16 protein-coding genes and 1 pseudogene are annotated in these 25,564 nt (G+C 59.1%); all 17 read left to right on the top strand.

Going from position 1 to position 25,564, the window contains the following annotated elements; translation table 11 throughout:
- The coding region (locus tag BW09_RS10830) for a hypothetical protein (protein ID WP_181161763.1) at window positions 1-263 on the top strand (263 nt) is incomplete at its 5' end.
- Between the two features lie 38 nt (window positions 264-301).
- Window positions 302-661: a hypothetical protein gene (locus tag BW09_RS03265; RefSeq protein WP_140462778.1), complete on the top strand. Its 360-nt coding sequence runs from the start codon at window positions 302-304 to the stop codon at window positions 659-661.
- Complete coding sequence (locus BW09_RS03260) at window positions 658-1,323, top strand: DUF4417 domain-containing protein (protein ID WP_140462777.1); 666 nt, start codon at window positions 658-660, stop codon at window positions 1,321-1,323. Before BW09_RS03265 ends, BW09_RS03260 begins: the two co-directional genes overlap by 4 nt.
- Before the next feature lie 142 nt (window positions 1,324-1,465).
- Window positions 1,466-5,290 (top strand): BREX-1 system adenine-specific DNA-methyltransferase PglX, encoded by a 3,825-nt coding sequence (gene pglX, locus BW09_RS03255; RefSeq protein WP_140462776.1) that lies wholly within the window; start codon window positions 1,466-1,468, stop codon window positions 5,288-5,290.
- A 1-nt stretch (window position 5,291) separates the two neighbouring features.
- Window positions 5,292-6,662: a HEPN domain-containing protein gene (locus tag BW09_RS03250; protein ID WP_140462775.1), complete on the top strand. Its 1,371-nt coding sequence runs from the start codon at window positions 5,292-5,294 to the stop codon at window positions 6,660-6,662.
- A gap of 346 nt (window positions 6,663-7,008) precedes the next feature.
- A pseudogene (locus BW09_RS11310) lies at window positions 7,009-7,200 on the top strand (hypothetical protein); the annotation flags it as partial.
- Window positions 7,201-7,569: 369 nt separating this feature from the next.
- A complete protein-coding gene (pglZ, locus tag BW09_RS03240; RefSeq protein ID WP_140462774.1) occupies window positions 7,570-10,203 on the top strand; it encodes a BREX-1 system phosphatase PglZ type A in 2,634 nt (877 codons plus the stop codon).
- 122 nt (window positions 10,204-10,325) lie between these two features.
- Window positions 10,326-12,605 carry a BREX system Lon protease-like protein BrxL gene (brxL, locus tag BW09_RS03235; protein WP_258184964.1) on the top strand — a complete coding sequence of 760 codons (2,280 nt, stop codon included), beginning with the start codon at window positions 10,326-10,328 and terminating at the stop codon, window positions 12,603-12,605.
- An 80-nt stretch (window positions 12,606-12,685) separates the two neighbouring features.
- Window positions 12,686-13,765: a tRNA (adenine-N1)-methyltransferase gene (locus BW09_RS03230; protein WP_140462773.1), complete on the top strand. Its 1,080-nt coding sequence runs from the start codon at window positions 12,686-12,688 to the stop codon at window positions 13,763-13,765.
- Window positions 13,766-13,853: 88 nt separating this feature from the next.
- Window positions 13,854-14,411 carry a histidine phosphatase family protein gene (locus tag BW09_RS03225; RefSeq protein ID WP_140462772.1) on the top strand — a complete coding sequence of 186 codons (558 nt, stop codon included), beginning with the start codon at window positions 13,854-13,856 and terminating at the stop codon, window positions 14,409-14,411.
- Window positions 14,412-14,813: 402 nt separating this feature from the next.
- Window positions 14,814-17,117: a 5-methyltetrahydropteroyltriglutamate--homocysteine S-methyltransferase gene (metE, locus tag BW09_RS03220; protein WP_140464722.1), complete on the top strand. Its 2,304-nt coding sequence runs from the start codon at window positions 14,814-14,816 to the stop codon at window positions 17,115-17,117.
- 113 nt (window positions 17,118-17,230) lie between these two features.
- Window positions 17,231-18,076 (top strand): methylenetetrahydrofolate reductase [NAD(P)H], encoded by an 846-nt coding sequence (metF, locus tag BW09_RS03215; protein ID WP_044088280.1) that lies wholly within the window; start codon window positions 17,231-17,233, stop codon window positions 18,074-18,076.
- A gap of 96 nt (window positions 18,077-18,172) precedes the next feature.
- The gene (locus BW09_RS03210) at window positions 18,173-21,433 is read left to right on the top strand and encodes a bifunctional [glutamine synthetase] adenylyltransferase/[glutamine synthetase]-adenylyl-L-tyrosine phosphorylase (RefSeq protein WP_140464720.1); all 3,261 of its coding nucleotides are present in this window, start codon (window positions 18,173-18,175) and stop codon (window positions 21,431-21,433) included.
- Between the two features lie 158 nt (window positions 21,434-21,591).
- On the top strand, window positions 21,592-22,554 hold the full coding sequence (pyrB, locus tag BW09_RS03205) for an aspartate carbamoyltransferase (protein ID WP_140464730.1): 963 nt from the start codon (window positions 21,592-21,594) through the stop codon (window positions 22,552-22,554).
- Complete coding sequence (locus BW09_RS03200) at window positions 22,554-22,973, top strand: aspartate carbamoyltransferase regulatory subunit (protein WP_140464718.1); 420 nt, start codon at window positions 22,554-22,556, stop codon at window positions 22,971-22,973. Before pyrB ends, BW09_RS03200 begins: the two co-directional genes overlap by 1 nt.
- Complete coding sequence (locus BW09_RS03195) at window positions 22,970-24,484, top strand: dihydroorotase (RefSeq protein WP_140464716.1); 1,515 nt, start codon at window positions 22,970-22,972, stop codon at window positions 24,482-24,484. The genes BW09_RS03200 and BW09_RS03195 overlap by 4 nt, the downstream gene beginning before the upstream one ends.
- 59 nt (window positions 24,485-24,543) lie before the next feature.
- Complete coding sequence (pyrF, locus tag BW09_RS03190; protein ID WP_140464714.1) at window positions 24,544-25,545, top strand: orotidine-5'-phosphate decarboxylase; 1,002 nt, start codon at window positions 24,544-24,546, stop codon at window positions 25,543-25,545.
- Window positions 25,546-25,564 lie beyond the last annotated feature (19 nt).

Genomic DNA, 25,564 nt, shown 5'->3' with positions numbered 1-25,564 from the left:
AGATTTTTCGTATGACAGCAGATTCTGATCGATATTTGCTTGATGAGGATTTTGTCGATCCCGTCAATACGTTATGTGCCTCGTTGATTGGTCCTTATGATGTGGATTTTCTCGACGCGCGCCAGTGTCGTCTACTAGCTGGGTGGCTTGAGGCTCGTCTTGAGCAGCCGATTACGCCTCGATTGGCTGAGATTTACCGCAAGTTGGATGATTTCGCCCGTCGCGCGGTCGACTACAACACTGGTGTGGTTATCGAACTGTAGAGAAGGGGCAAAATGAAAAAACATATCAACTAATTGGCGTGTTTTGGGATCATCGGCCGGAATCTACTGTTTCTCTTGAACCGAAAACCTATGATTCGTTCTACCTGGAAGCGGGTCATCCGGATTGCCTTTTCGATGGTAATGGAAAGCATCGGTACGTCACGCTCACTGAGCTTCTGTCGTTGAATTCACAGAAGGATGCTGACGTGCTTGTCGCTCGCTTGGTGGGTAGTGCCGATATCGCTGTGATTTGTGATTTTGTGGTGCAATCTCGTGGCAGTGTAGTGCAGATGTTTCTTCGACATCGTGTATTGCAAGCGGTGCGCTTGCTTGAAGACATGATGCCCGAGTCTTCGGTGACGTTGATGAACCCGCCGGAACTGGGGATGGCTGCATGATCAGTGCTTTGACGGATATATTGGCTTTGATTGATGAGTATTCTCGATATCTTGAGGAACACGGCGTTCGCTGTGATGATCAAGGATTTCCATTGATGCAGCCTGAATGGTATTTGAATGAGTGGCCGGATTTGGTGGTGACGTACCGGGAACGAGGGTCCCAACTCGTTTCCGATCCGGCTCATACCGTACTCTGTTTTTACTGTTCGGATGACCGTATCTATCCACGTCTAGAGCAAGTATTGGAAGAACTGGACGAGTATAGGCCGTTTATGGGCGTGATTGGATCGGATGTAACCGTCACTGCGGATATGGATATCGAATGGCAGCGGTTGATTATCCTGCTCAATCAGTTGTTCGATGCGGTGCTTGCGGTTAATGGGATCAAACTTGTCCAGAATCTGCGCATAGGGCTGCCGTCAACGTTGGTGTGTCTGCTCAATGTGCCGGAGGGTGTCATGGCGGCTTCCGGAACGCTCGGATGCGAGCCGACCGCAGAGGGTGATTTCTCTTATGCGGTCAAAGTTCATACGCTCATGCCATCCAAGGTCATACTGTATGGACGAAGAGACCCTGTTATGGAGAGTCAGTTGGATGCTGCCCGCATTCCCTATAGGCATTATGACGATGTTCATACGCTGTACAGGCGGAGACTTACCTGACTTTGCTATCGCATGATGCTGCCGACCGTATGTGATTGCCGCGATATTGAGTGGCCGCCGCTATGATGGTGCCTTGTATGTGCAGTCTGAGGGCCGTGCATCGGTTCGCGACGATGAGGGCTTGACGAGGGGAGTGGAGCGGATGAACACGAGTAAGTTGCAGGCGTTTGCGGCCGGGGCTCGCGTGGAGCTCATCAAGGCGGTGCGTGCGAAGCTGGATGCGGCGATGGAGCCGGATTCGGCGGCGCGCGTGGACAATCCTCGAGCATTCGCCAAACTGGAGGAGGAGATCCGCACCAACGGCGGCGGCGAGGAAGGCCGTGCGAAAACCGCCGAACGGCATGCCTACCGCTGGTTCAACCGGATCATCGCCCTGCGGTACATGGATGCGAACGAGTTCACCAACCCGCATGTGGTGTCCGGCGATGATGCGGACAATCCGAATGCGCTGCCGGGTGTGCTGTCGGCCGCCAAGCGCGGGGAGTTCGACGAGAGCGTGTTCGGCAATGTCGGTGCGAAAGCCAAGGTGATGCCGACCATCCAGGCGCTGCTGGACGGCACCAAGACGAGCAACGACCCGCAGGGCGACGCCTACGGCCTGCTGCTGCGCGCCTACTGCGACTACTGGCACCGGTTCATGCCGTTCATGTTCGACGAATCCGGTGCGGCCGACGAACTGTTGCTGCCCGCCGATCTACTCGCCTCCGATTCCGTATTGCGCCGCGCCGTGGAGGCGATGCCCGTCGCCGACTGCATCGGTGACGATGGCGAGGGCACTGTGGAGATCATCGGCTGGCTCTACCAGTTCTACATCGCCGAGCGCAAGGACGAGGTGATGGCCGGCTTCAAGAAGTCGAAGAAGGCCGGTGCCGCCGAAATTCCCGCCGCCACCCAGCTGTTCACGCCCGACTGGATTGTGCAATACCTCGTGCAGAACACGGTCGGCCGCCTCTGGACCCAGAACCATCCCGAATCCAAGCTGCATGAATCGTGGGAATACTACATCGACTCATCCTCGGCCCCCTCGGCTGAGGGGGCTCCCGGCGTAGCCGGGTGGGGGAGAGACCCCCAGCAGTCCATTATGCCTCCCTCTGATGAGGGAGGGGTCAGCGAAGCTGACGGAGGGAGAGAAACATCCCAGCAAGCAATCCTCAAGATCGCCACCCCTGAAGACCTCACCGTCTGCGACCCGGCGTGCGGTTCCGGCCACATGCTCACCTACGCATTCGACCTGCTCTATGACATCTACGACGAGGCCGGCTACTCCGCCAATGAAATCCCCGGGCTCATTCTGGAACATAACCTGTTCGGCATGGAGATCGACGAACGCGCCGCCAACCTCGCAGCCTTCGCCCTGACGATGAAGGCGCGCGGCCGCTATCGTCGCTTCTTCCGCAAGCAGGTGCAGCCCAACATCCAGCGCATCACGCCCGAGTACTTCACCGACACGGAAGTGCAGGAGCTCAACGACCTCTACGATGTAACCTTCGACGCCGGCACCTGGAACATCTACCAGCACGCCGACGTCTACGGCTCTCTCATCCAGCCCTCAACTGATTTGACCGATTTGGCTGCTGCGTTCTCGGCCCCTTCTGATGAGGGGGCTCCCGGCGAAGCCGGGTGGGGGAGAGACAGTGGGGCAGCTTCCCTCTTCTCCGACCCCCTCGCCGACCGCGCCCACACCGTCCTCGCCCAAACTGCCTACCTCGCTCGTAAGTACGCCGCGGTCGTCGCCAACCCGCCGTATATGGGTTCAAGCAACATGGGCGGTGAACTCAAGGAGTATGTGAACGAGCATTACCCGGACGGCAACAAGGATCTGTTCGCCGCGTTCATCCTGCGCAACCTGCAACTCATCAAACCGAACGCCCTGCTCGGCATGATCACGATGCAAAGCTGGATGTTCCTCTCCTCGTTCGAGGAACTGCGTAAGGGATTGCTCGCAAAGCATTCCATCGAAACGATGGCGCATCTCGGTGCCGGCGCGTTCGACAGTATCAATGGTGAAGTCGTCTCCACCACGGCGTTCACCATTCGCAATGGTGTTTCCGACGGCAAGGGCACGTATCTGCGATTGGTTGATGTGCAAGGCGATGACAATCAGGCGGCGGCATGCGCGGAAGCAGTGAGCTTCCCTCTTCGAGAGGGGCTGTCGGCGAAGCCGACTGAGGGGAGCAAATCCCCGGTGCTCTTCACCGTCAACCAGCATGATTTCGCCCAGATTCCCGGCTCGCCAATCGTGTACTGGCTGTCCGACGCAATGTTGCACACTTTTGTCGATGTCAGATTCGTAGGGGATTTAGCAGAGCCTAAAAAGGGCTTAGACACGGGGAATAATGAACGGTTTCTTCGTTTCTGGAACGAGATTTCTTATGCCTCTATAGAGATGGAATGGGGCAAGGATAATAAATGGTATCCATACAATAAAGGTGGTGATTATCGGAAGTGGTATGGTAATCGTGATTATGTGATTCTCTGGGAGAATCATGGATCTGCTATCAAAAATGAGCTTGAAGCAAAATCTCATAAACCGACTATTAGAAATCCGATGTTTATGGGAAGAGAAGGATTGACGTGGACTACCGTTTCATCGGGTGATTTCTCTTTGCGCTACTGTCCGAGGGGCGCTCTTTTTGATAATGGAGGGTGTACGTTATTCTCTCAACAAGGAGAAGAAGTATTTCTTTCAGTATTGAATAGTTCGACTGTATCGAACCTTCTTTATGCAATTAATCCGACCCTTAATTTCCAGCCGGGAACAATAGCTGATATACCTATGCCCAAGAAGATTCTCGGTGGGGTATCCAGCTTAAATAAAGGTGACGTGGATTTACTTGTTCAGTCTTCTAAATCCGACTGGGACTCCTACGAGACCTCGTGGGATTTCACGGGTTTGGAGGTGTTGGACTACCCCTCAGTCGGCTACGCCGACAGCTCCCCTAACAAGGGGAGCGGAGAAGAGAAGTTGGGTGCCAGCCCCCTTGACAAAGGGAGCCTGGGTGCAAGGATTCCGGCGTACATTGCACATTGCAAGCAGATCGCCGAGGAACAACGCCAGCGTGAGATTCGCAACAACGAGCTGGTGGCGGATGCGTATGGCGTGCGTGATGAGGTTCCGTGTGACGTGCCGATCGAGCGCGTCTCGTTGAAGCGCAATCCGGCGTTCGCCTATCCGAAGGACACGCCCGCCGAGCGTGACGCGAAGATGGCTGTCGATGTCGTTAAGGAGATCATCTCCTACGCGGTCGGCTGCATGTTTGGCCGCTATAGTCTCGACAAGCCGGGCCTGATTCTCGCCTCCCAAGACGAAACCATCGATGATTATCACGCGCAGATCCCGAACCCCACGTTCGAGCCGGACGCGGACAACGTCATCCCCGTCACCGACGACGAATGGTTCGAAGACGATCTCGCCGCCCGCTTCCGCACGTTCCTTGCCGCATCGCTCGGCGAGCAGCATGTGAACGAGAACATCGCCTATATCGAACAGGTGCTCGGCAAGCCGTTGCGGAAGTATTTCGCCACGGATTTCTACGACGATCATGTCAAGATGTACAAGAACCGGCCGATCTACTGGATGTACTCCAGCCGTACCGACAACAAGGGCACGTTCAAGGCGCTCGTCTACCTGCACCGGTACACACCCGCCACCACGAACACCGTGCTGAAATACCTGCGCGAGTTCACCGGCAAGCTCAACGCCCAATCCGAAGCCCTGCTCGCCTCCGGCAAGCCGGCCGAAGTCCGCAAAGGCGAAAAGCTGCGCACCACCATCACCGAATGCACCAGCTACGAGCGCGACATCCTCTACCCGCTCGCCACCGCCAATCTCCCCATCGACCTCGATGACGGCGTGTTGGTCAACTACCTGCGCATGGGCCAAGCCGTCCGCGCCATCAAGCCCATCGAAGCCAAGCGCAACCTCGTCCAATCCTGGACCTGGCCCACCAATCCATTGGAGGGATGAAATGTCTGATAAGTGGCAACTGACTGAGCCCTTGACTGGTTATATCATTCTTGATAGTGGTCTTGAATCTGTAATACCTGCAGTTCTTAGGGATACTGGCGAACGAATTGAACTTTCTGTTCCATTTACAGATATACAAAACATTCCCGGAAACTGGTTCGTGTCTTCGTGGATGGCTCCTGATGGTGGTCTTGTTGTCGGAGGACAATTTCCTGACATTATGCCGCATGAGTTATTGTTTGTTTGTAATGCGCAAAGCTTCGCTTTAGTGGATTGTCGTATTGCGGATATTACTAGTTCCATATGCTTCGGACCCGGCACAGGAACAATTGTTCCCACGTATGTGATCTGTGGTGCAAGGAATAATCGATATGCAGAAATCAATGGCCTTAGAACACAATGGCTGGATGCGGTTCGCTGGTTCAATTTACCCTCCACGACCTATCATGTCGAACAAGACGAAGAAGGAAAATGTCAAGGCGTAGAAGTCTGTTCTAAATCTATTCCACCGATTCTCGTTAGTGATAATCTGGGTTTATCCATTCGGCCCGATTTTAATGTTGCTCCATTGAGAAAAAACGACTCAGTTATTTCACGTCAATTAGTCTATATTGAAACTAAAACGAATGTTGCTAAGAGCTGGGAAGAGCATCTTGCAACCCATCGGGCAATAAAAGATTTAATATCAATAGCCGATTGGAATTCGCGAGATTTTATTGACATGTCTGTCATGAGGACAGATGATCCAGAAATCATTGGAGGTAAGGGAGCCGTAAGGGATCGATGGTCTCCGGTTGTCTCTTACTATCCGCTTGTGCAGAGAGATAATAACGAGAATTTCCAAAATACTTTCCTGTTTGACTATGAGGATATAGGTAATACTGGAATCACGAAGTGGTTGGATTTGAGAAAAAATTGCGAGCAGGGTATGACCTTACTGTCCTATCTTGCACGTGATCATGGCCACTTAGCATTGGAAACCATGTCTATGCTTGTCGGCACTGCACTGGAATGTGTGGGTTGGTATATTGTGCAATCTGAGCGTCAAGAAACACGAATAAATAAGAGGTATGGAAAGGAACAGCCTTCCACATACAAAGATATGTTGGAAGCCATTATTGAAAAAATTGAAGTAGGTGATTTCTTCAAAGAGCGTGATTTATGGATAGAGGCTATGAGGGATGTCTATGTCGGTAATAAACATGCCGATGCTCATAGTTCAGACTTTCAAACTACATATGAGGCTACTATGCAGAGTCTCGTTGTTTTGCGTGTCTGGCTAGGTCTTCAATTAGGCGCAGATATTGTAAATATGAAAAACCGACTTGCAAGTGATGCAATTGGTAAACATATTACCAATCTACTTGCTTAAGTAGGTTAGCTAATATGACATCACACGGCTTCGCGCCGTATTGGCGCAGGGTGAGGATGCATCGGTGGAATTCAAGCGGTGCGGGACTCATCCTGAGCGTGTTTGTAGCTAGAGTTCCGGCCCCGTGGAACACGCAGATTGATGACGGGAAAGTGCCGGATACTTCATTGGGAGTGCGGGATACTGTCAAGAAAGTGCGCGATGCTCTGAATGGGGTGCCGGATACTGCTGCAAAGGTGCCGGATACTATGTCTGAAATGCCGGATACTGCCGGAAATTGCCGGATACCGAATCCGGAGTGCGCGATACTGCCGGATAAGTTCGCGATACCGCTGGCCTTGACGAACAGGAGCGTCAGGTCTACGCATTTATTCAACAACGTCGAGGTGCGCAGTCTGATGATGTTGCGGGTCTTCTCAAAGTCGGCAAACGTCAGACTCAGAAAATCCTTGCCAGACTTGTCGATTGCGGACTGTTGCGCCGTGTGGGTGCTGGGCGTTCGACACGATATGTGCTTGTCGGGGAGGTCTCGAAATGAGCGGCAGTACACAGATTGATAGCGATTGGGTGTTCATTCTCAATCATCCGTGAGCAGCAATGTCGAGGCTCCTGGGGATGGATGCCGGACCAATGACGCATTGGTACCGGAAGTGTGTTCCGGTGATTTGGATCGGTTATTTGATGGGTATGACGGTGCGTACAGGGGAGTTGAGCTTGATTCTGGCGCTCCGGTTGGTGAGGAGCTGATTTGATGCGTGATATGGAGTCATCGGTTATACGCTGATAATGGGCGTCGTCATATCGGGGTAGTGCAGCAATTGTAAAGTGTCGACTATACTCGATGCCTTCAGTGCAGCAGTGGTGCAGTTTTATTCATGTTGGATACCACAGAAAGAGAAGGACTCGCATGAGCACAGCTGAGCAGATTGGACGGTTGCTGGCGGCGCGGTTCGCCGGTTACGACGGCACCATGTACGGCGAGGGGCGCGTGGTGTTCTGGCATGACGAGCACGGCGAATTCGCCGATCTGCTGGATGAAATCGCAGGTCAGCAGGCCGCCGACGAGGCATTGCGCGACGTGGAGGTCGTGCGGTTGGAACGCAACCCGTTCGCCGTCAAATACCGTATCCTCCTTGAACGGCCGACCACGAAGTTCCTCGTGTACCTCACTGGCAAACTGCCGGCGGACGAGAACAATTGGCTGCTTGACCTCGAACTGGCGTACGGTCCTATGTTCACCGCCGATCGCCTGTCGATGATCATCAACGAGTTGTTCCCGCGCGAGGCATCCGCCGCCACACGAGACACTTGGCTCGCCATCATGCAACGCACCAAGCCGTTCTTCGACGACGACGATCTGGTTACCGGGCTGGCCGAGCGGCTGCGCGCGGACGACGACGAGCGGGACTTCCAGGCGAAGATGATCGCCGTACTGCTCGGCTTGCCGGCGGGGGAGCACAGTCTGCAGGCGATCTGGCGCGCGTTGCTCGCCCAATACTCGCAGGACGAAACTGACGGCATCGAGCGCATCGCGGCCATGAGCTTGGCCGACTATCACTGGGCCGGCACACGCGGCATCTACCGGTTCGACGCGGCCCGCGAACTGGAACACCCTACGGTGAAGGACTTCGCGCTATGGCTGTTCCGTCTGGCATGGAACGGATTCGCCGACGCCGAACACGGTCTGGATTATTACGCGAACATCCGCCGCGACTTCGATCTATGGCGCAACGATCCCCGATTCGCCCCGGTGGTCCGCACCTTGGCGGAGGATGCGTTCGCGGACCTCTCGCTTACCGACGACATTACCGGCATGGGTCTTGACGAACTGGCGTCGCACGACCTGTTCCGTGAGGTCGATGAACAGCTCGTGGAACTGCTGTATGCGGGTCTTGGCAACGAGAGCGTGACCGATGACGACGTGCAGCGCCTAGTCGCCTCGCGACGATACGGTCTATGGCACGACGAATTCGCCAAGGACTACGCCATCATCGCCTCGGCCAGCGCCCTGCGCGCCCGATTGCGTGCGGCACGGCCCGTCATGGAATCCATATCGTCCGCGCAGGAGGGCTTCCGTCTGTATGCGAACGACCTGTACCGGGTCGATGCATGCTACCGTCGGTTCATCGCCTCATGGAAGGCCGGAGGCCGGTTCAGCGGCAACATGGTCGCCGAAAGCCTGGAACAGGAATACGCCCGCTATCAAGCCGATCTGAGCGTGCAGTGGCAGGCGCAGGTCAACAAGCTCGACGAGTGGTCGATTGACGGCGTTCCCGCCCAGACAGACTTCTACGCGCGCAATGTGAAGAAAATCACCGATGCCGGCAGAAAGATCGCGGTCATCATCTCCGACGCGCTGCGCTACGAGGTGGCCGAGGAATTGCGCGAATGGCTGGATGCGCAGAGCCGTTGGAACGCCACGCTCGAAGCCCAATTGTGCGTACTGCCATCCTACACGCAGCTCGGCATGGCCGCTCTGCTGCCACACACGAGTCTGGCGCTGACTCCCTCCGACCATTACGGGGTGCTGGCGGACGGCAACTCCACTGTGGGATTGGCTGCACGGCAGTCGGTTCTTGGTTCTGTGGGCGGCGCTGCAGTGACGGCGAAGACGCTACTCAAGATGAAGCGCGACGAATACCGCGAGCTGGTGAAATCCTGCAGCGTGCTCTACGTCTACCACAACGTCATCGACTCCATCGGAGACGATGCAGCCAGCGAATCGGGGGTCTTCGATGCCTGTGCGAAGACGATCGACGAGCTTGACACCATCGTCAAGCGTCTGGCCAACGCGAACGTGACCAATATGATCGTCACCGCCGACCACGGATTCCTCTATCAGGACCACGATGTGACGGACGCCGAATGGCTTAGCGTCGGACCTTCCGGAGATGCGGTCTGGGTGAAGAAACGCCGGTTCGTCATCGGCTCGAATCTCGTCCCCAAGCCTGCGTTCACCACATTCCCCGCCGCCCGCGTCGGTCTGGACGATCCGGAAAACAAGGGCGTGACCATTCAGGTGCCCAACGGCATCCATCGACTGCGTATCTCGGGTGATGGCGTACGGTATGTGCATGGCGGTGCTTCGCTGCCCGAGATCGTAGTGCCGGTCATGCACATCAACAAGGGGCGTTCGGCCTCCGGAGACGCGCGATTGGTGGAATTCCGCATCCTGCAGAACACCGATCGCATCACCACCGGGCAAATCACGGTCGATTTCCTGCAAACCGAACCCGTGGGCGGCAAGATATCCGAGCGAACCGTACTCGCCGGCCTGTGGGGCGTGGAGCCCGGCGGCAAGGCTACGCTCATCTCCAACGAGGTGCCTTTGGCGTTCACGTCCACATCCAACGACGCTGCCGACCGACATGTTCCGGCCACGTTCCTGCTCGCCGGCGAGGCAGGCCGGTTCAACAACACCGTGGTCGAGCTGCGACTGGCTGAGCGAATCCCTGGCTCCAGCCAGATGCGCCGGCTGGATATCAAGGCCGAGTACCGGTTGCAGCGCGGGCTTATGTTCGATGACGGATTCGACTTCTAACGTAGCCGGGTGGAACGCGGAACCGTCCGGCTTTGATTGGTGGGACTACCCCTCAGTCAGCACGCTGACAGCTCCCCTGACAAGGGAGCCACGAGGGATGGGCATACAGGTAAGGTGGGAACATGGCAGACGAAGAGCATATGGAAAAGACAATGGATAAGGATTCGGGCGAGCCTGAGGAGACTGCGGCGAACGAAATTCCCGTGATGAACGACCTCGACCGCAAGGTGACTGCTGAATTCGCCGATTACACGGTGCGCAAGGACCTGGTCAGCAAGGTCAAGGGCAACGCCCTCGTGCCCTCATATGTGCTGGAATACCTGCTTGGAAAACACGTGACCACCACCGACGAGATCAGCGTGCAGGCCGGTGTGGACCGTGTCCGGGCCACTCTCGCGGACAACTATGTGCACCGCGAGGAAGCCAACCTCATCCAGTCGAAGATCCGTGAAAAGGGACGGTACAACGTCATCGACAAGGTGCAGGTGGCGCTCAACGAGAGGCTTGACCAGTATGAGGCCACGTTCGAGAACCTCGGCATCAGCCGCGTTGTAGTCGACTCGCAGACCGTCAAAAACAACCCGAAGCTCATGGTCACCGGCATCTGGTGCATGTGCGCGCTGGTCTATGCCTACTCCGGCGACTCGAAGGACGTGCCTTGGCGTCTGCAGCGGCTCATGCCTGTGCAGATGTCCCACGACGACAGGGAGAACTACCTCGCCATGCGTGAGAAATTCACCGCCGACGAGTGGATCGACCTGCTTATGCAGTCGGTCGGATTCAATCCCGACCTGTTCGGCAAACGGGCGAAGCTGCTGCATCTCGTGCGCATGATTCCCTTCGTGGAGCGCAACTACAATCTCATCGAACTCGGCCCTAAGGGCACAGGTAAATCGCACATCTATTCGGAATTCTCCCCGCATGGCATGCTCATCTCCGGCGGTGAGGTGACGGCCGCGAAGCTGTTCGTCAACAATACGAGCGGGCAGATCGGATTGGTCGGCTACTGGGACACCGTGGCGTTCGACGAGTTCGCCGGGAAGACCAAGAAGGCCGACCGAGCGCTCGTGGACATCATGAAGAACTACATGGCCAACAAATCGTTCTCACGCGGACGCAACACTATGCAGGCCGAAGCGTCCATGGTGTTCGTCGGCAACACCTCCCACAACGTGCCGTACATGCTCAAGAACTCCGATCTGTTCGAGGAGCTGCCGGCACAATACCACGATCCGGCGTTCCTCGACCGCATCCACTACTACCTGCCAGGCTGGGAGTTCGAGCAGATCCGCTCCGAGATGTTCACACGCGGTTACGGCTTCGTGGTGGACTATCTGGCCGAGATCCTGCACAACCTGCGCAACGTGGACTACGGTTCGGCGTTCGAGCGGTATTTCACACTGTCGCCCACGCTTTCCACACGCGACAAGGACGGCGTGCGCAAGACCTTCTCCGGCCTGATGAAGCTCATCTACCCGTCCGGCGAGGCGACGATGGACGAGATGGAGCCGCTGCTGCGTTGCGCCATCGAAGGACGCAAGCGGGTCAAGGACCAACTGTGCCGCATCGACTCCACCATGGCCGAGGTCGACTTCAGCTACACGCGTGTAGGGGCCGCGGAGCCAACTGCGGTACAGACGTTGGAGGAGATCGAGTATCCGGAACTGTATTGGAGGGAAGGGCATCACCGGTCGGATGATGCCGAAGAGCCGTCGTCAGCTGCCGGTGAGCCGGCCGAGCGAATCGGCGAGCCCGCCGGCAAGTCCACGGATGCCGAACGATCCGGGCGATCTACCCAGACCGTGGCGGTAGAAGCGGCGTCTGTCACAACGCAGCAGTCACCCGAACCGGCCACGCAGCCGAAGCTCAACCGAATCGAACGTGCCGCTGCGGCCGCCCGGGAAGGACGCCTCTCGTATGCCGAAGACCAGCGCGGAGTCACTTATGACAAACTCTTTGGCGCATTCGTTGCCGGTGCGCGCAACATCACCATCGTGGACCCGTACATCCGACTGTTTTATCAGATTCGCAATTACGCAGAATTCCTGGAAACAGTGTTCAACTACACCGAGCGGACCGAAGAGGTGCACGTTCATCTCGTAACCAAGCACGCGGACAAACAGCATATCGACGACCAACTTGCGAACTTGGCTGCGGTACGGGATTCGTTCGGGCAGTTGGGCATCACTGTTACCTATGAGTTCAGCGACACCGCCCACGACCGTTACATCGAGAGTGATACAGGGTGGATCGTCACGCTCGGACGCGGTCTTGATATTTTCCAGCAATATGACGCCTCCTGGCTGAGTCCTATGGCACGAAAGCAGCAGCTGCGCAAGGTCAAGGAATTCACAGTCATCTATCAGCGGGACCGATCCGCGGAACCTCATGCATTACACTGATACGGTTTGAGCTGTTGAGCATGCCGGGCGGGTGGACTTGTGCCATGATCGCGTCCGACACGTACGAGTGAAGGAGACCCATGAATCCGAGGCGGGGACCGTTCCAGGCGGGCGAGAAGGTGCAGTTCACCGATCGTAAGGGCAAGAAGATCACCGACCAGCTGGTGCCGGGAGGCTCCACACAGACCGAGCATGGGCTGATCCTGCATGATGACGTGATCGGCAACACCGAGGGCGCGGTGATCACCACGGTGCATGCCAAGCGCGAGGCGCAGGTCAATCAGGTCTACCCGGAGAAGGACAGGAACAAGCCGTGGAAGTCGTCGCGTGCAATCGGCGGATGGGACTATGCGGCCATGCGTCCGCGTCTCGCCGATTATGTGCTCTCCATGCCGCGCGGCGCGCAGATCATGTACCCGAAGGACATCGCCCAGGTGATTCAGCTCGGCGACATCCGGTCCGGCATGCGTGTGCTGGAATCGGGTGCCGGTTCGGGTGCCATGAGCGTGAACCTGCTGGATGCCGTGGGGGAGGGCGGCCATGTGACCACCATCGAACTGCGACCTGAGTTCGCGCGCGTGGCCAAGGCCAACGCCACGCTCTACTACGGCGAAGAGCCGGCATGGTGGGACCTGAAGACCGGCGACTTCGACACCGTGGCCGCGTCGCTGCCCGAACACTGGTTCGACCGTGTCATGCTCGACATGCTCGACCCGTGGAACCGACTGGAGCAGGCATACCGTGCGATCGCGCCCGGCGGTGCGCTGGTGTGCTACATCACCACCACCACGCAGATGAGCCGACTGGCCGAGGCGCTGCGAGATGCCGGATGCTGGACCGAGCCGCAGATCCAGGAGACGCTGGAACGCACGTGGAAGGCGCAGGGTCTGGCTGTCCGCCCGGATCATCAGATGATCGGACACACCGGTTTCCTGGTGGTCTCGCGTGCCATGGCACCCGGATTCGCCGCGTTGAAGAAACGCGAGCGGTATTCCAAGGACACTGTCACCGACATCGACGCCATGACCGACGAGCAGCGCGAAGCGCAGATCGAGGAGCTGGAGCTGCGCGACATCTCCGACCACAAGCTGCGCAAGGTGCTGCGCGACCTGGAGCGTCAGGTGAACGAATTGCATCAGCTTGGTGACGAGGCTGCTTGAGTGATTATGTGAACGCTCACATCAAGCGTATAATAGTTTTTCTCAATGTTTGTTGTGAGCTACGCATATCCGGAAGGGGAGCATAACAATGGGCATCAAGCTGAGCAAGGTGGCCAAGGCGGCCAAGAAATACAAGCACATCCTCATCGTCATGAGGCATGCCAAGGCCGAGCCGTTCGGAGGTAGTGACGACGCCGAACGCGAACTGACCGAAAAAGGCCTCAAGCAGGCGAAGGCGGTCGCCAAGGGCATTGAGGAGCTCGGCCTGAGACCCGATCAGATCTCCTGCTCGGCGGTGACCCGTGCCCGTCAGACACTGGACCGTATGCTGAACATCTTCGGCGACGGCCCCATCGTGGATTACCGCATCAATCTGTATGAAGGCGGCGTGCAGGCCATATTCGACGAGCTTGCGCACGTCAAGCCCAAGCAGCGCGTGTTCATGATTGTAGGCCATGAGCCCACCGTGTCCATCGCCTCGCAGTGGCTGTCGTCCTCGGATTCGGATGCGGAGCGCCTCGACCTGCTCAACCTTGGTCTCGCCCCGGCGGCGATTGTGATTCTCGGCTCAGACAAGCCGTTCGACGAATGGCAGGTGCACAGCGGCGACCTGCTTGCCGTAATCAACGTGAAGGACTTCGACTGATTCCGTGCCCTAGGGTCTGCGTCACTGATTAACGAGTATTTCAGATATCTCTTCCCCAGTCGGCTTCGCCGCCAGCCCGTCCTGCAATCATGGACGCGCTCTGCGCGCAGCCTGCCAGCTCGCCTGTCGGCTCGCACGTTGCCTACAAACAGCTCCGCTGTTTGCTTCACGGCAACGTCCCCTTAGTCCCGCTTCGCGGGACAGCTCCCCTGACAAGGGGAGCCGATAATACAGTCACCATATTTTGGCGTAGGATACTGGCTTCTTACCCTCGTGGTGTGGGGAATATCCCCGGGGCCTATAAATTTCAGCTATAACGACACTCAAACCGTTCTTATGGGCCCTCATGGACGATGGTTTGATAGCCTAAGTCGGGTTACGAACGCAACTATTGGAGGATTCATGTCCACTCTCACTTCCGTCTCCGGATTCCCCCGCATCGGGCAGAACCGCGAACTGAAGAAGATCATCGAAGGCTATTGGAAGGGCGCCAACGACCTGGCAGCGGTAAAGGCCACGGCGGCCGAACTGCGCGCCAAGCACTGGAAGCTCCAGCAGAACGCCGGAATCGATCTGATTCCAAGCAATGATTTCAGCTACTTCGACCAGCTGCTGGACACCGCCATCCTCCTCAACGTCATCCCGAAGCGTTACGAGCGTCTGGCCTTCGAGAACCAAGAGGACACGCTGTTCTCCATGGCGCGCGGCTATCAGGGCGACAAGGGCGACGTCACCGCACTGCCGATGAAGAAGTGGTTCACCACCAACTATCACTACATCGTTCCCGAACTGGAATCGAGCGAGGGGATCAAGCTCAACTCCACCAAGCCGTTCGATGAGTTCAACGAGGCCAAGGCGCTCGGCATCCTCACCAAGCCGGTGCTCATCGGCCCGTACACCTTCCTCAAGCTCGCCCGTGGCGCCAACGCGCAGAAGCTCGAGTACGACAAGGGCCTGGTCAACGCCGTGGCCGCCGTCTACGCCGAGGTGCTTGGCAAGTTCAACGAGCTGGGCGCCCAGTGGCTGCAGCTTGACGAGCCGTATCTCGTGCTCGACAAGGAACCCGGCGACGTGGAGCTCTTCAAGAGCCTCTACACCAAGATCCTGGCCGCCAAGGCCGGCGTCAAGGTGCTCCTCAACACCTACTTCGGCCATATCGCCGACATCTACGAGACCGTGAACCTCCTCGGCTTCGACGGCATCGGCCTCGACCTCAACGAGGGCCGCGAGGAGAATCTCGAAGCCGTGTCCAAGTACGGCGTCGCTTCCGAGACCACCATCTTCGCCGGCGTGATCAACGGCCGCAACATCTGGCGCAACAATTACGCCACCTCGCTCGGCCTGGTGGACGCCATCAAGCAGGTCACCGCCAATGTGGCCGTCTCCACCGCATCCTCGCTGCTGCACGTGCCGTTCAGCACCGAAGGCGAGACCGGCATCCCCGCCGAGGATCTCAAGCACTTCGCTTTCGCCGTCGAGAAGCTCGATGAGCTCAAGGAGGTGGCCGTCCTCGCCGATGCTACCGAGGACGAGAAGAAGGCGTCCGCCGCCCTCGCTGCCAACCAGGCCCTGTTCGACGGCACCCGCGTGGCCGCCGATCCCGCCGTCGCCGAGCGCGTGGCCGGGCTCACCGCAGACGATTTCGTGCGCCAGCCGGCCCGCGAGGAGCGTCAGAAGCTGCAGCGTGAGGCCCTTGGCCTGCCGCTGCTGCCCACCACCACCATCGGTTCCTTCCCCCAGACCAAGGAAGTTCGCGCCGAGCGCGCCAAGCTGCGCAAGGGTGAGATCACCAAGGAAGCCTACGACGAGTTCATCAAGGCCCAGATCGACGCCTGCATCAAGCATCAGGAGGAGATCGGCCTGGACGTGCTGGTCCACGGCGAATTCGAACGCAACGACATGGTCGAATACTTCGGCCAGAACCTCAACGGCTTCCTGTTCACTAAGAACGCCTGGGTGCAGTCCTACGGCACCCGTTGCGTCAAGCCTCCGATCGTCTGGGGTGACGTCTCCCGCGCCAAGCCGATCACCGTCGAATGGTCCGCATACGCACAGTCCCGCACCGAGCACGTGATGAAGGGCATGCTCACCGGCCCGGTGACCATCCTCAACTGGTCCTGGCCGCGCGAGGACATCACCCATGAGGAGCAGACCAAGCAGCTGGCTCTCGCCATCCGTGACGAGGTGCTCGACCTCGAGGCAGCCGGCATCAAGGTCATCCAGATCGACGAGGCAGCACTGCGCGAGAAGCTGCCGCTGAGGAAGTCCGACTGGCATGTGAAGTACCTCGACTGGGCAGTGCCCGCCTTCCGTCTGGTGCACTCCGCCGTCAAGCCCACCACGCAGATTCACACGCACATGTGCTACTCCGAGTTCAACGACATCATCCGCGACATCGACGCGATGGACGCCGACGTGATCTCCTTCGAAGCCTCCCGCGGCGATCTGGTGGTGCTCGACGCCATCCACGATGCCCACTTCGAGACCGAAGCCGGTCCGGGCGTCTACGACATCCACTCGCCGCGCATCCCCTCCGAGCAGGAGATTGAGGACCGCATCTACGAAATCCTCAAGAAGATGAACGTCGAGAAGGTGTGGATCAACCCGGACTGCGGTCTGAAGACCCGCGGCAACGCCGAGACCTGGCCGAGCCTCGAGCACTTGGTCGCCGCAGCCAAGGCCGTGCGCGCCAAGCTGGAGAAGTAGTCCTTATTCGGCTCTCTCATCAGAGGGAGCCGATAGCCAGCGCTTGCGGTTGTTGATTCGTTGTGATGGTTCCCCTCAGTGAGGGGAACCATAATGCGTGTAAGGAAGCTAATATGCATACGCCCATGTTTTCATTGGAAGTGTTCCCGCCGAAAAGGAACGCGCCTGTGGGAACGATCTATGACACGCTTGACGGCCTCGAGGGGCTGGAGCCGGACTTCATCTCAGTGACCTACGGGCACGGCACCCACACGGACCGAACCGCCACCGCCCGCATCGCCAACACCATCCGCAACGAATACGGCATCCCGGCAGTGGCCCATCTGACAGCGCTCTATTCCGATCGGAACAAGGTGGACGAAGCGCTCGACATGTTTGAACAGGCAGGCGTCCAGGCCGTGCTCGCCCTGCGCGGCGACTACATCGAGGGGGAGGAGCCGGTCGGCGTCTTCGAACACGCCAGCGACCTCGTCGCCTACATCCGCGAACGCAAGCCCGAGATCAAGGTGTTCGGCGCGTGCTATCCGGAAGGCCACTATCAGTCCTCCTCGCTCGACGAGGACATCGTCAACCTGAAGACCAAGGTGGATGCTGGCGTCACCCACCTGATCTCCCAGCTCTTCTACGACAACGACGACTTCTACCGGTTCCTCGACAAGGCCCATGCGGCCGGCATCGACGTGCCCATCGAGGCGGGCATCATGCCGGTTCGCGGCGCCAAGTCCGTCCGCCGCATGGCCGAACGCAACGCTTCTCGCATCCCCGACCATCTGGCCGTGATGCTGGACCGTTGGGAGGGCGACGCCGAAGCCATGCGCGCGGCCGGCATCGCCTACGCCTCCGAACAGATCACCGACCTCGTGGCACACGGCGTGGACGGCATCCACCTGTATTCGATGAACCACCCCGCGACCACCCGCCGCATCTGGCGAAACGTGCAGCCGCTCTTCAGCGAATAGTTCTGCGCCGTCTTCGCTGCGGCCATGAAGGTGCCGGTCTGCGGGAACCAAGACAATAACGGGCGGACCGTCGCCCACGGTATATAGTGGTGCCTTATGGATGCAGTGACGACGTTTACGCTCAGCTCGATGGCGCTTATCCGTGCCGGCATACAGGACCTGGACAAAGCCCGCGACCTGTTCCATCAGCTCAAGGTGGACGGCATTGACGATGCCCAGTGCTCCGAGCTGCTCGGATATCTATCCCATGCATGCGATCCCGATGTGGCTTTGGGCAATTTCGTGGACATCGTCAATGCCATGCAGTCCGGTGGCCGCGATCTGCGACAGGTGATACCGGACGGGGCCGCGCTCAAACGTCTCGTCACCGTGCTGGGCGTGTCCGACGCCATGGGCAAATTCATGCGTTTCAGGCCCGATCTTGTGGCGGCTGCAGCTGTGGACGACTGCAATAGCCACCTGTTCAACCATGCGCAGCGTCGCGCGCGGCTGCTGCAGGCGGTCGGTGCGGACCCTGAGGAGCGGACCAGCCCGAAAGCAGGCAAGGCGTTGGCGGAAGCGGCCACGGCTTTGCGGGCCGCATACCGCAGGCAGCTCGCCGCCATCATCGCCCAGGATGCGGAAGCGGATGATCCCACGGCCATCCAGCCCATCATCAGCCATGAGCTGTCCGATCTCGCCGACGCGGCGTTGGAAGGGGCGTTGGCCATCGCCCGCCGAGAGGTGGAAGGCAGCGATCAGGTGCGCTTCACCATCATCGGCATGGGAAAGCTCGGGGCGCAGGAGCTGAACTACGTATCCGATGTGGATCTCATCTATGTAGTGGAGCCGGCAAGCAAAGACGTCGACCATCAGACGCTGATTCGCGTGGGCACCAAAATGGGCACTATGCTGCAACGTGTATGCCAATCCACGATCATGGGAGTCGCAGAGCAGCCATTGTGGCAAATCGATGGGGGATTGCGGCCCGAAGGCAAGGACGGCCAGCTGGTGCGCGTGCTCGAATCGCACAAGAACTATTACGAGCAATGGGCCGAGAACTGGGAGTTCCAGGCGCTGCTGAAGGCCCGTCCTGTGGCCGGTGACCCGGAACTCGGCCAGGCGTACATGGCCATGACCCGTCCGTTCGTCTGGAGCGCGTCCAAGCGCAAGAACTTCGTCTACGATTGCCAGAAGATGCGCAAGCGAGTCGAGGACCTGATTCCGGCGCCGTTGAAGGACCGGGAGATCAAGCTGGGACGCGGTGGCCTGCGCGATGTCGAATTCACCGTGCAGATGCTTCAGCTGGTGCATGGACGCACCGATGAAACGCTGCGCACCAGCAACACGCTCGACTCGCTGCAACGACTGTCCGAGGGCGGATATATCTCCCGCAAACAAGCCGCGCGCATGTCCCAGGATTACCGATTCGAGCGCGTGATGGAGCATCGCCAGCAGATATGGTCGCTCAAACGCACGCATCTGTTCCCCGACCTCGGCCGCGCCTCGGTGGGCGGACTGGAGAAGAAGCGGGACATCGACGTCGACGAGCTCAACCGGAACCAGGAGCTGCGCCGCCTCGCCCGTGCATTCGGGCTGCATCCCGAACAGCTCGTGGACAAGTATGACGATACTCGCCGCGAGGTGCGTCACCTGCATCTGGACATCTATTACCGTCCGATGCTGCCGGTCAATGCACAACTCGAGGATGACCAGATCACGCTAAGCGTGGCGGCGGCACAGGAGCGTTTCGCCTCCATCGGATTCGGAGACCCGGATGCCGCCATCCGCCACGTGCAGGCGCTTACCGCAGGCGTGGGCCGGGCGGCGAAAATCAACCGCATCATTCTGCCTGCCGTGCTGCAATGGCTCGGTGACGGCCAGAATCCCGACATGGGTTTGCTGAACTGGCGCAAGCTGGAAGAGAACTTCGGCACTGAATCCGGCTATCTTGGATTCCTGCGCGATTCCACCTCCGCCGCGCAGCGCCTCTGCCATGTGCTGTCGAATTCGCGATTCCTTGGTGATGCGCTCAACAAATCCGTGGAGTCCATCAGCTGGCTCGGCGATGACGGCAATCTTCAGGCGCGCACCCGTGAGGCGCTGGATGTGCAGACCAGCTCCGCGCTCGAACGGTTCAGCGCCAGCATGAACGAGTTCGCCAATTCGGTGCGAGCCATGCGCCGCCATGAGATCGAGCGCATCGGATTGGCGTGGATGAGCGGCGTCATGGATGACGGGACAAGCCTGAAGGCGATGACCGACGTGTACGACGCCATTATCGACGCATCGCTGAATTGGTCGATACGCCATCAGACCGAAATGTTCGGCTTGGACCATGCGCCGGCGGATATCACGGTGATTGCAATGGGCCGCTACGGCGGGCGTGAAGTGAACTTCAGCTCCGATGCCGACGCGATTCTGATCTACCGTCCGACCGATGGAGCCGAAGACACCCAGGCCAACACCTTCGCCAAGAAGGTCGTGGAGGATCTGCGCAACATTCTTCAGGGCCCCACCACATTCGAGCCGAAGATCGAACTCGACCTGGACCTGCGGCCGGAAGGTAAGAACGGGCCGATCATCCGCTCCTACGCCTCATGCGAGGAGTATTACGGGTCCTGGGCATCCACATGGGAGCATCAGGCATTGCTGCGTGCCCGCTATGCGGCGGGGGACGCCGAACTGGCGCGTGATTTTCTCATCAACATCGCCGACCCGCTGCGTTATCCGACGCAGGAGCTGAGTGACGCCGAACTGCAAAGCATACGCAAGCTCAAAGCCCGTATGGAAGCCGAACGACTGCCGCGCGGCGTGCGTCGTGAGCGTCATCTGAAACTCGGCAAAGGCGGACTTTCCGACGTGGAATGGACCGTGCAACTGCTGCAGCTCCAACATGCCGGAACCATCAAGGACCTGCGTGTCAACGGCACGCTCGAGGCTTTGGACGTGCTGGAGGCCAAGAAGCTGGTCAGTCCGATGGACGCCATGCAGCTTCGCAAGGCATGGACGACATGCACCGCGGCGCGCAATGGCAACTACCTATGGTCCGGGCGCGCCAACCAGGCGGATATCCTTCCGGACGACATCTATTCGCTTGGAGGAATCGCCGTATATCTGGGCTATGGAGCACACCGTGGCCAGCATTTCGAAAACGATCTGCTCGCCGTGATGCGCAAATGCCGTGACGTGTGCCAGCGCCTGTTCTACGGACAGGCGGAGGACGATTATTCCTCGGGGCCCGGTTTGACGGTCGGCGGTCGCTCAGGAGCATCGGGCGGCGCAGCCGGTTCCGCCGGTGCGCAGAAGCCGGCGAAGCCTCGCATGCACGTCATAGCGCCAAGATTGGAGGCCAACCGCCGCCGCGCCCAGCGTTGACACTATATGAACGCGGGGTGACGCGCGGGTGACGGCAGGGCCCTGCGGGCGTCCTGAAAATGGTCTATAGTCGGAGAGGTCACATTAGTGGCCACCTTATCCGCTTCACGCACGAAAGGTGAGCCGTGTCAACTCCACAAGAGCCGGCGGAGACGCCGATGATCGGTAAAAGCGTCATCTCGCTTGATGATCTCTCCATCGCACAGATTCGGGATTTGCTACACAAGGCGCAGTACATCGACGCGCATCGCAAGGAGGTGTCACACACCTGCGAGGGTAGGGTATTGGCCACATTGTTCTATGAGCCGTCCACCCGCACGCGCCTGAGCTTCGAGACCGCGATGCTTCGCCTCGGTGGCAAGGTCATCGGTTTCGCCGGAGCGCAGCTTGCTTCGGTGACCAAGGGCGAGTCCATCGCCGACACGTTGAAAACCGTCTCCAACTATGTTGATGTGGTCGCCATCCGTCATCCGAAGGAAGGCGCTGCGCTCGTCGCGTCCCGTGCCGCCTCCGTGCCCGTCATCAACGCCGGCGATGGCGGCCATATGCACCCCACGCAGACGCTCGCCGACCTGGCCACGCTGCAGTCGCGCTTCGGCCGTGTCAACGACCTGACCGTGGGCCTGTGCGGAGACCTCATGTTCGGCCGCACCGTGCACTCCCTGATTGAGACCCTGTGCCGCTTCGGCAACGTGCGCTTCATCCTCATCAGCCCTGACGAGTTGAAAACCCCGCAATATGTCATAGACCGCATCAACGCCACGCCGAGCTGCTCCTATGTGGAGGTGCGCGACCTGGCGTCCGTGATCGGCGACCTCGACGTGCTGTACATGACCCGCGTGCAGAAGGAGCGCTTCTTCAACGAAGACGACTATCTGCGCCTGCGTGATACCTACATCCTCGACGAGGACAAGCTCTCCCTCGCCAAGCCCAACATGGCCGTGCTGCACCCGCTGCCGCGCGTCAACGAGATCGCCGTCGAAGTGGACGACGATCCCCGTGCCGCCTACTTCGAACAGGTCAAGAACGGCATGCTCATGCGTATGGCCCTCGAAAGCACCGTGGTGGGCGACGACCTGCCCGGTTACGAACCGCTCAGCTCCAAGGAGGTGCAAGCCTGATGGAAGTCACCAGCATCCAAAACGGCATCATCATCGATCACGTGCCCGCCGGCACCTCGCTGAAGGTACTGGAATACCTGAAGATTGATCCGTCAAAAACCAAGCTCGCGCTGATCATGAACACCACATCGCATCGGTTCGGCTCCAAGGACATCATCAAGATCGAGGACGACAAGGACATCGACCTCGATGTGCTCGGCTTCGTCGCACGCCAAGCCACTGTGGACGTGGTCCGTGGCGGACACATCGTTGAAAAGAAGCAGCCTCGCCTGCCCGAACACATCGTGGGTGTCATCAAGTGCGTCAACCCACGCTGCGTGACCACCACCGAACCGGGCATCAAACAGATGTTCCATCTGGTGCATTCCGAACGTCTCGAATACCGCTGCGATTACTGCGACGAGGAAGCAAAACTGTGAGCATCACCCTACGCAACATCAAGGTCTGGAACACCGGCGAAATCATCGATCTGACGGTTCCCGGCCTTGCGGACGCATACTTCGCCGACACCGATACCGTCCGTGACGGCGCCGACATCGACGCCACCGGTCTGACGCTGGGCCCCGGCTTCGCCGACCCGCATGTGCATTTCCGCGACCCGGGCCAGACCTACAAGGAGTCCATGGTCTCCGGGTGCCGCGCATCGGCTTCGGGCGGGTACACGAATGTGCTCATCATGCCGAACACCTTGCCGGCGCTCGACGGGCAGGCCGTCACCACGGTGGACGCCGAGGCCGGCAAGCCCGGCGCGCGCGAAGTGGTCGACGCCGGCTTCGCCAATGTCATCGATTTCCTGCAGAACTACGATGCCGCGCATGACGTGAAACTGCCGGTCCGTTACGACCTGTGCGTGTGCGCATCCAAGGATCGCGCAGGAGCGGAGGCCAGCGATATCTCCGATTGGCTACGCTATGTGCCCGGATTCCAGGATGACGCCAAGACGCCGGCGATGAACGAACACCCTGTCACCGCGATCAGTGACGACGGCGCTGCGGTTCCCGAGCCGATCCTCGACCAGGTGCTCGCCAATGCCAAGGCATCCGACCTGTACCTCATCGAGCATTGCGAGCATCATGACACTGGTGCGGTCAACGAGGGGCCGGTCTCCCGCAATCTTGGCGTGCCAGGCATCCCCGAAGACACCGAACTGAAGATCGTGACGCGGGACATCGAAGCCGCACGACGCACCGGCATCCATGTGCATTTCCAGCATGTGAGCACGGCGATCTCGTTCGAGGCCATACGCAAGGCCAAAGCCGAAGGGCTGCCGGTCACCTGCGAGACCGCGCCGCACTATCTGGCGCTGAGCGACGAGGCGCTGCTCGAATACGGCACACTCGCCAAGATGAATCCGCCGCTGCGTTCCGAAGCCGACCGTCAGGCCACCATCGCAGCCATCGCAGACGGCACCGTGGACCTGCTCGCCACAGACCATGCGCCACACACCATGGATGAGAAGGCGAAGGGCTTCCTCGAGGCTCCCAACGGCATCATCGGACTGGAATGCGCGTACGGCGTATGCCACAAGGTGCTGGTGGATGGCGGGCACATCTCGGACGAAAGGCTGATCGAGCTCATGTCCGTCGCACCTCAGGCCCTGATGGGCCATGATGCCACGGATATCGCGGCGCTGGTTGAAGATTGGGCCGAGCCTGCGCCCACCGGGGATGACCCGGACGGTGTGATCGCGGAGGAGAAGGCCGACTCGTCACAGACCGCCCGCGAGGGTGTGAACCGTCTGCTCGACCTGAGCCGCGTCGACGATGCCTCTGTCGTGGATCTCGTGGTACTCGCCACCGACAGGCCATGGACCGTGGACCCCGAACGGTTCCATTCCAAGGCCCGCAACACCCCGTTCGGCGGGTGGCAGGTCACAGGACGTCCGCTCGCCACCATCATCGGCTCGAAGTTCATGTTCAGCCGCCTGTAGTAGACAACGGCAAGTCCACCTCACAGCAGGAGACTTACGAAAAGCGCAAAAGGAACAGCATGGATCGTCTGATCGAAGCAATCACCAACGTACAGAATCCATCCGTCGTCGGACTCGACCCCACTGAGGCTCTGGTACCGCCGCAGGTGGTGGCGAGTTTCGCGGAAGAGGTACGCGATTCGGTGGACAGCCCGGAAGAGCTTCCGGCCGCCCAACTGGCCGTGGCGTATTTCGAGTTCAACCGAACCATCATCAATGCGGTCGCGGATATCGTGCCCGCTGTCAAGCCGCAGATTGCCATGTATGAGGCGCTCGGCCCCGCAGGCGTGGACGTGTATACGATGACTTGCGAATACGCCGCCCAGCAAGGCCTGTACGTGCTGGGGGACATCAAGCGCGGCGACATCGGCTCCACCGCCGCCGCCTATGCGCATCATCTGAGCGGCGTGGGCGCGGATGCTGCGAAAGGCGACGATGCCGCCGATAACGGCGAATCCATCATCTTCGACCCGTGGCATGAGGACGCCGTCACCGTCAATCCCTATCTCGGCACGGATGGCATCACCCCGTTCGTGGATGCTGCCGTCGCTTCCGACAAGGACATCTTCGTGCTCGTGCGTACCTCCAACCCGTCCTCCAGCGAACTGCAGATGCTCGATCTGGCCGACGGCACGAAGGTCTATGAACATGTGGCCGACCTCGTGGAGGGCTGGGGTGCCGAAACCCGCGGCCAGCACGGCTATTCCCGGGTGGGTGCCGTTGTGGGAGCCACGCATCCGGAGGAGGGCCGGGCCCTGCGCAAGCGTATGCCCCACACGTTCTTCCTGGTGCCAGGCTATGGCGCCCAGGGAGGCACCGCCCAGGACGTGGCCGGCATGTTCGACGAGACAGGCAGCGGCGCAATAGTCAACTCCTCGCGCGGTATCATCGGCGCATGGAAGAAGAGCGGCAGGTATTCCGAATCCATGAGCGCCGACCAGGCGCTCGAGCTTGTCGCGGAAAGCGCCCGCCAAGCCGCCATCGACATGCGTGACGCCCTTCGTTTCGCCGTGTACCGTTGACCGATCGGAGCAGGAATCC

Origin of the sequence: Bifidobacterium sp. UTCIF-1 (genome assembly GCF_006408915.1) — a bacterium.
GTDB lineage: Bacteria > Actinomycetota > Actinomycetes > Actinomycetales > Bifidobacteriaceae > Bifidobacterium > Bifidobacterium reuteri.
The sequence above is the reverse complement of the archived record's forward strand: the minus strand, read 5'-3'. Positions and strand labels throughout refer to the sequence as shown.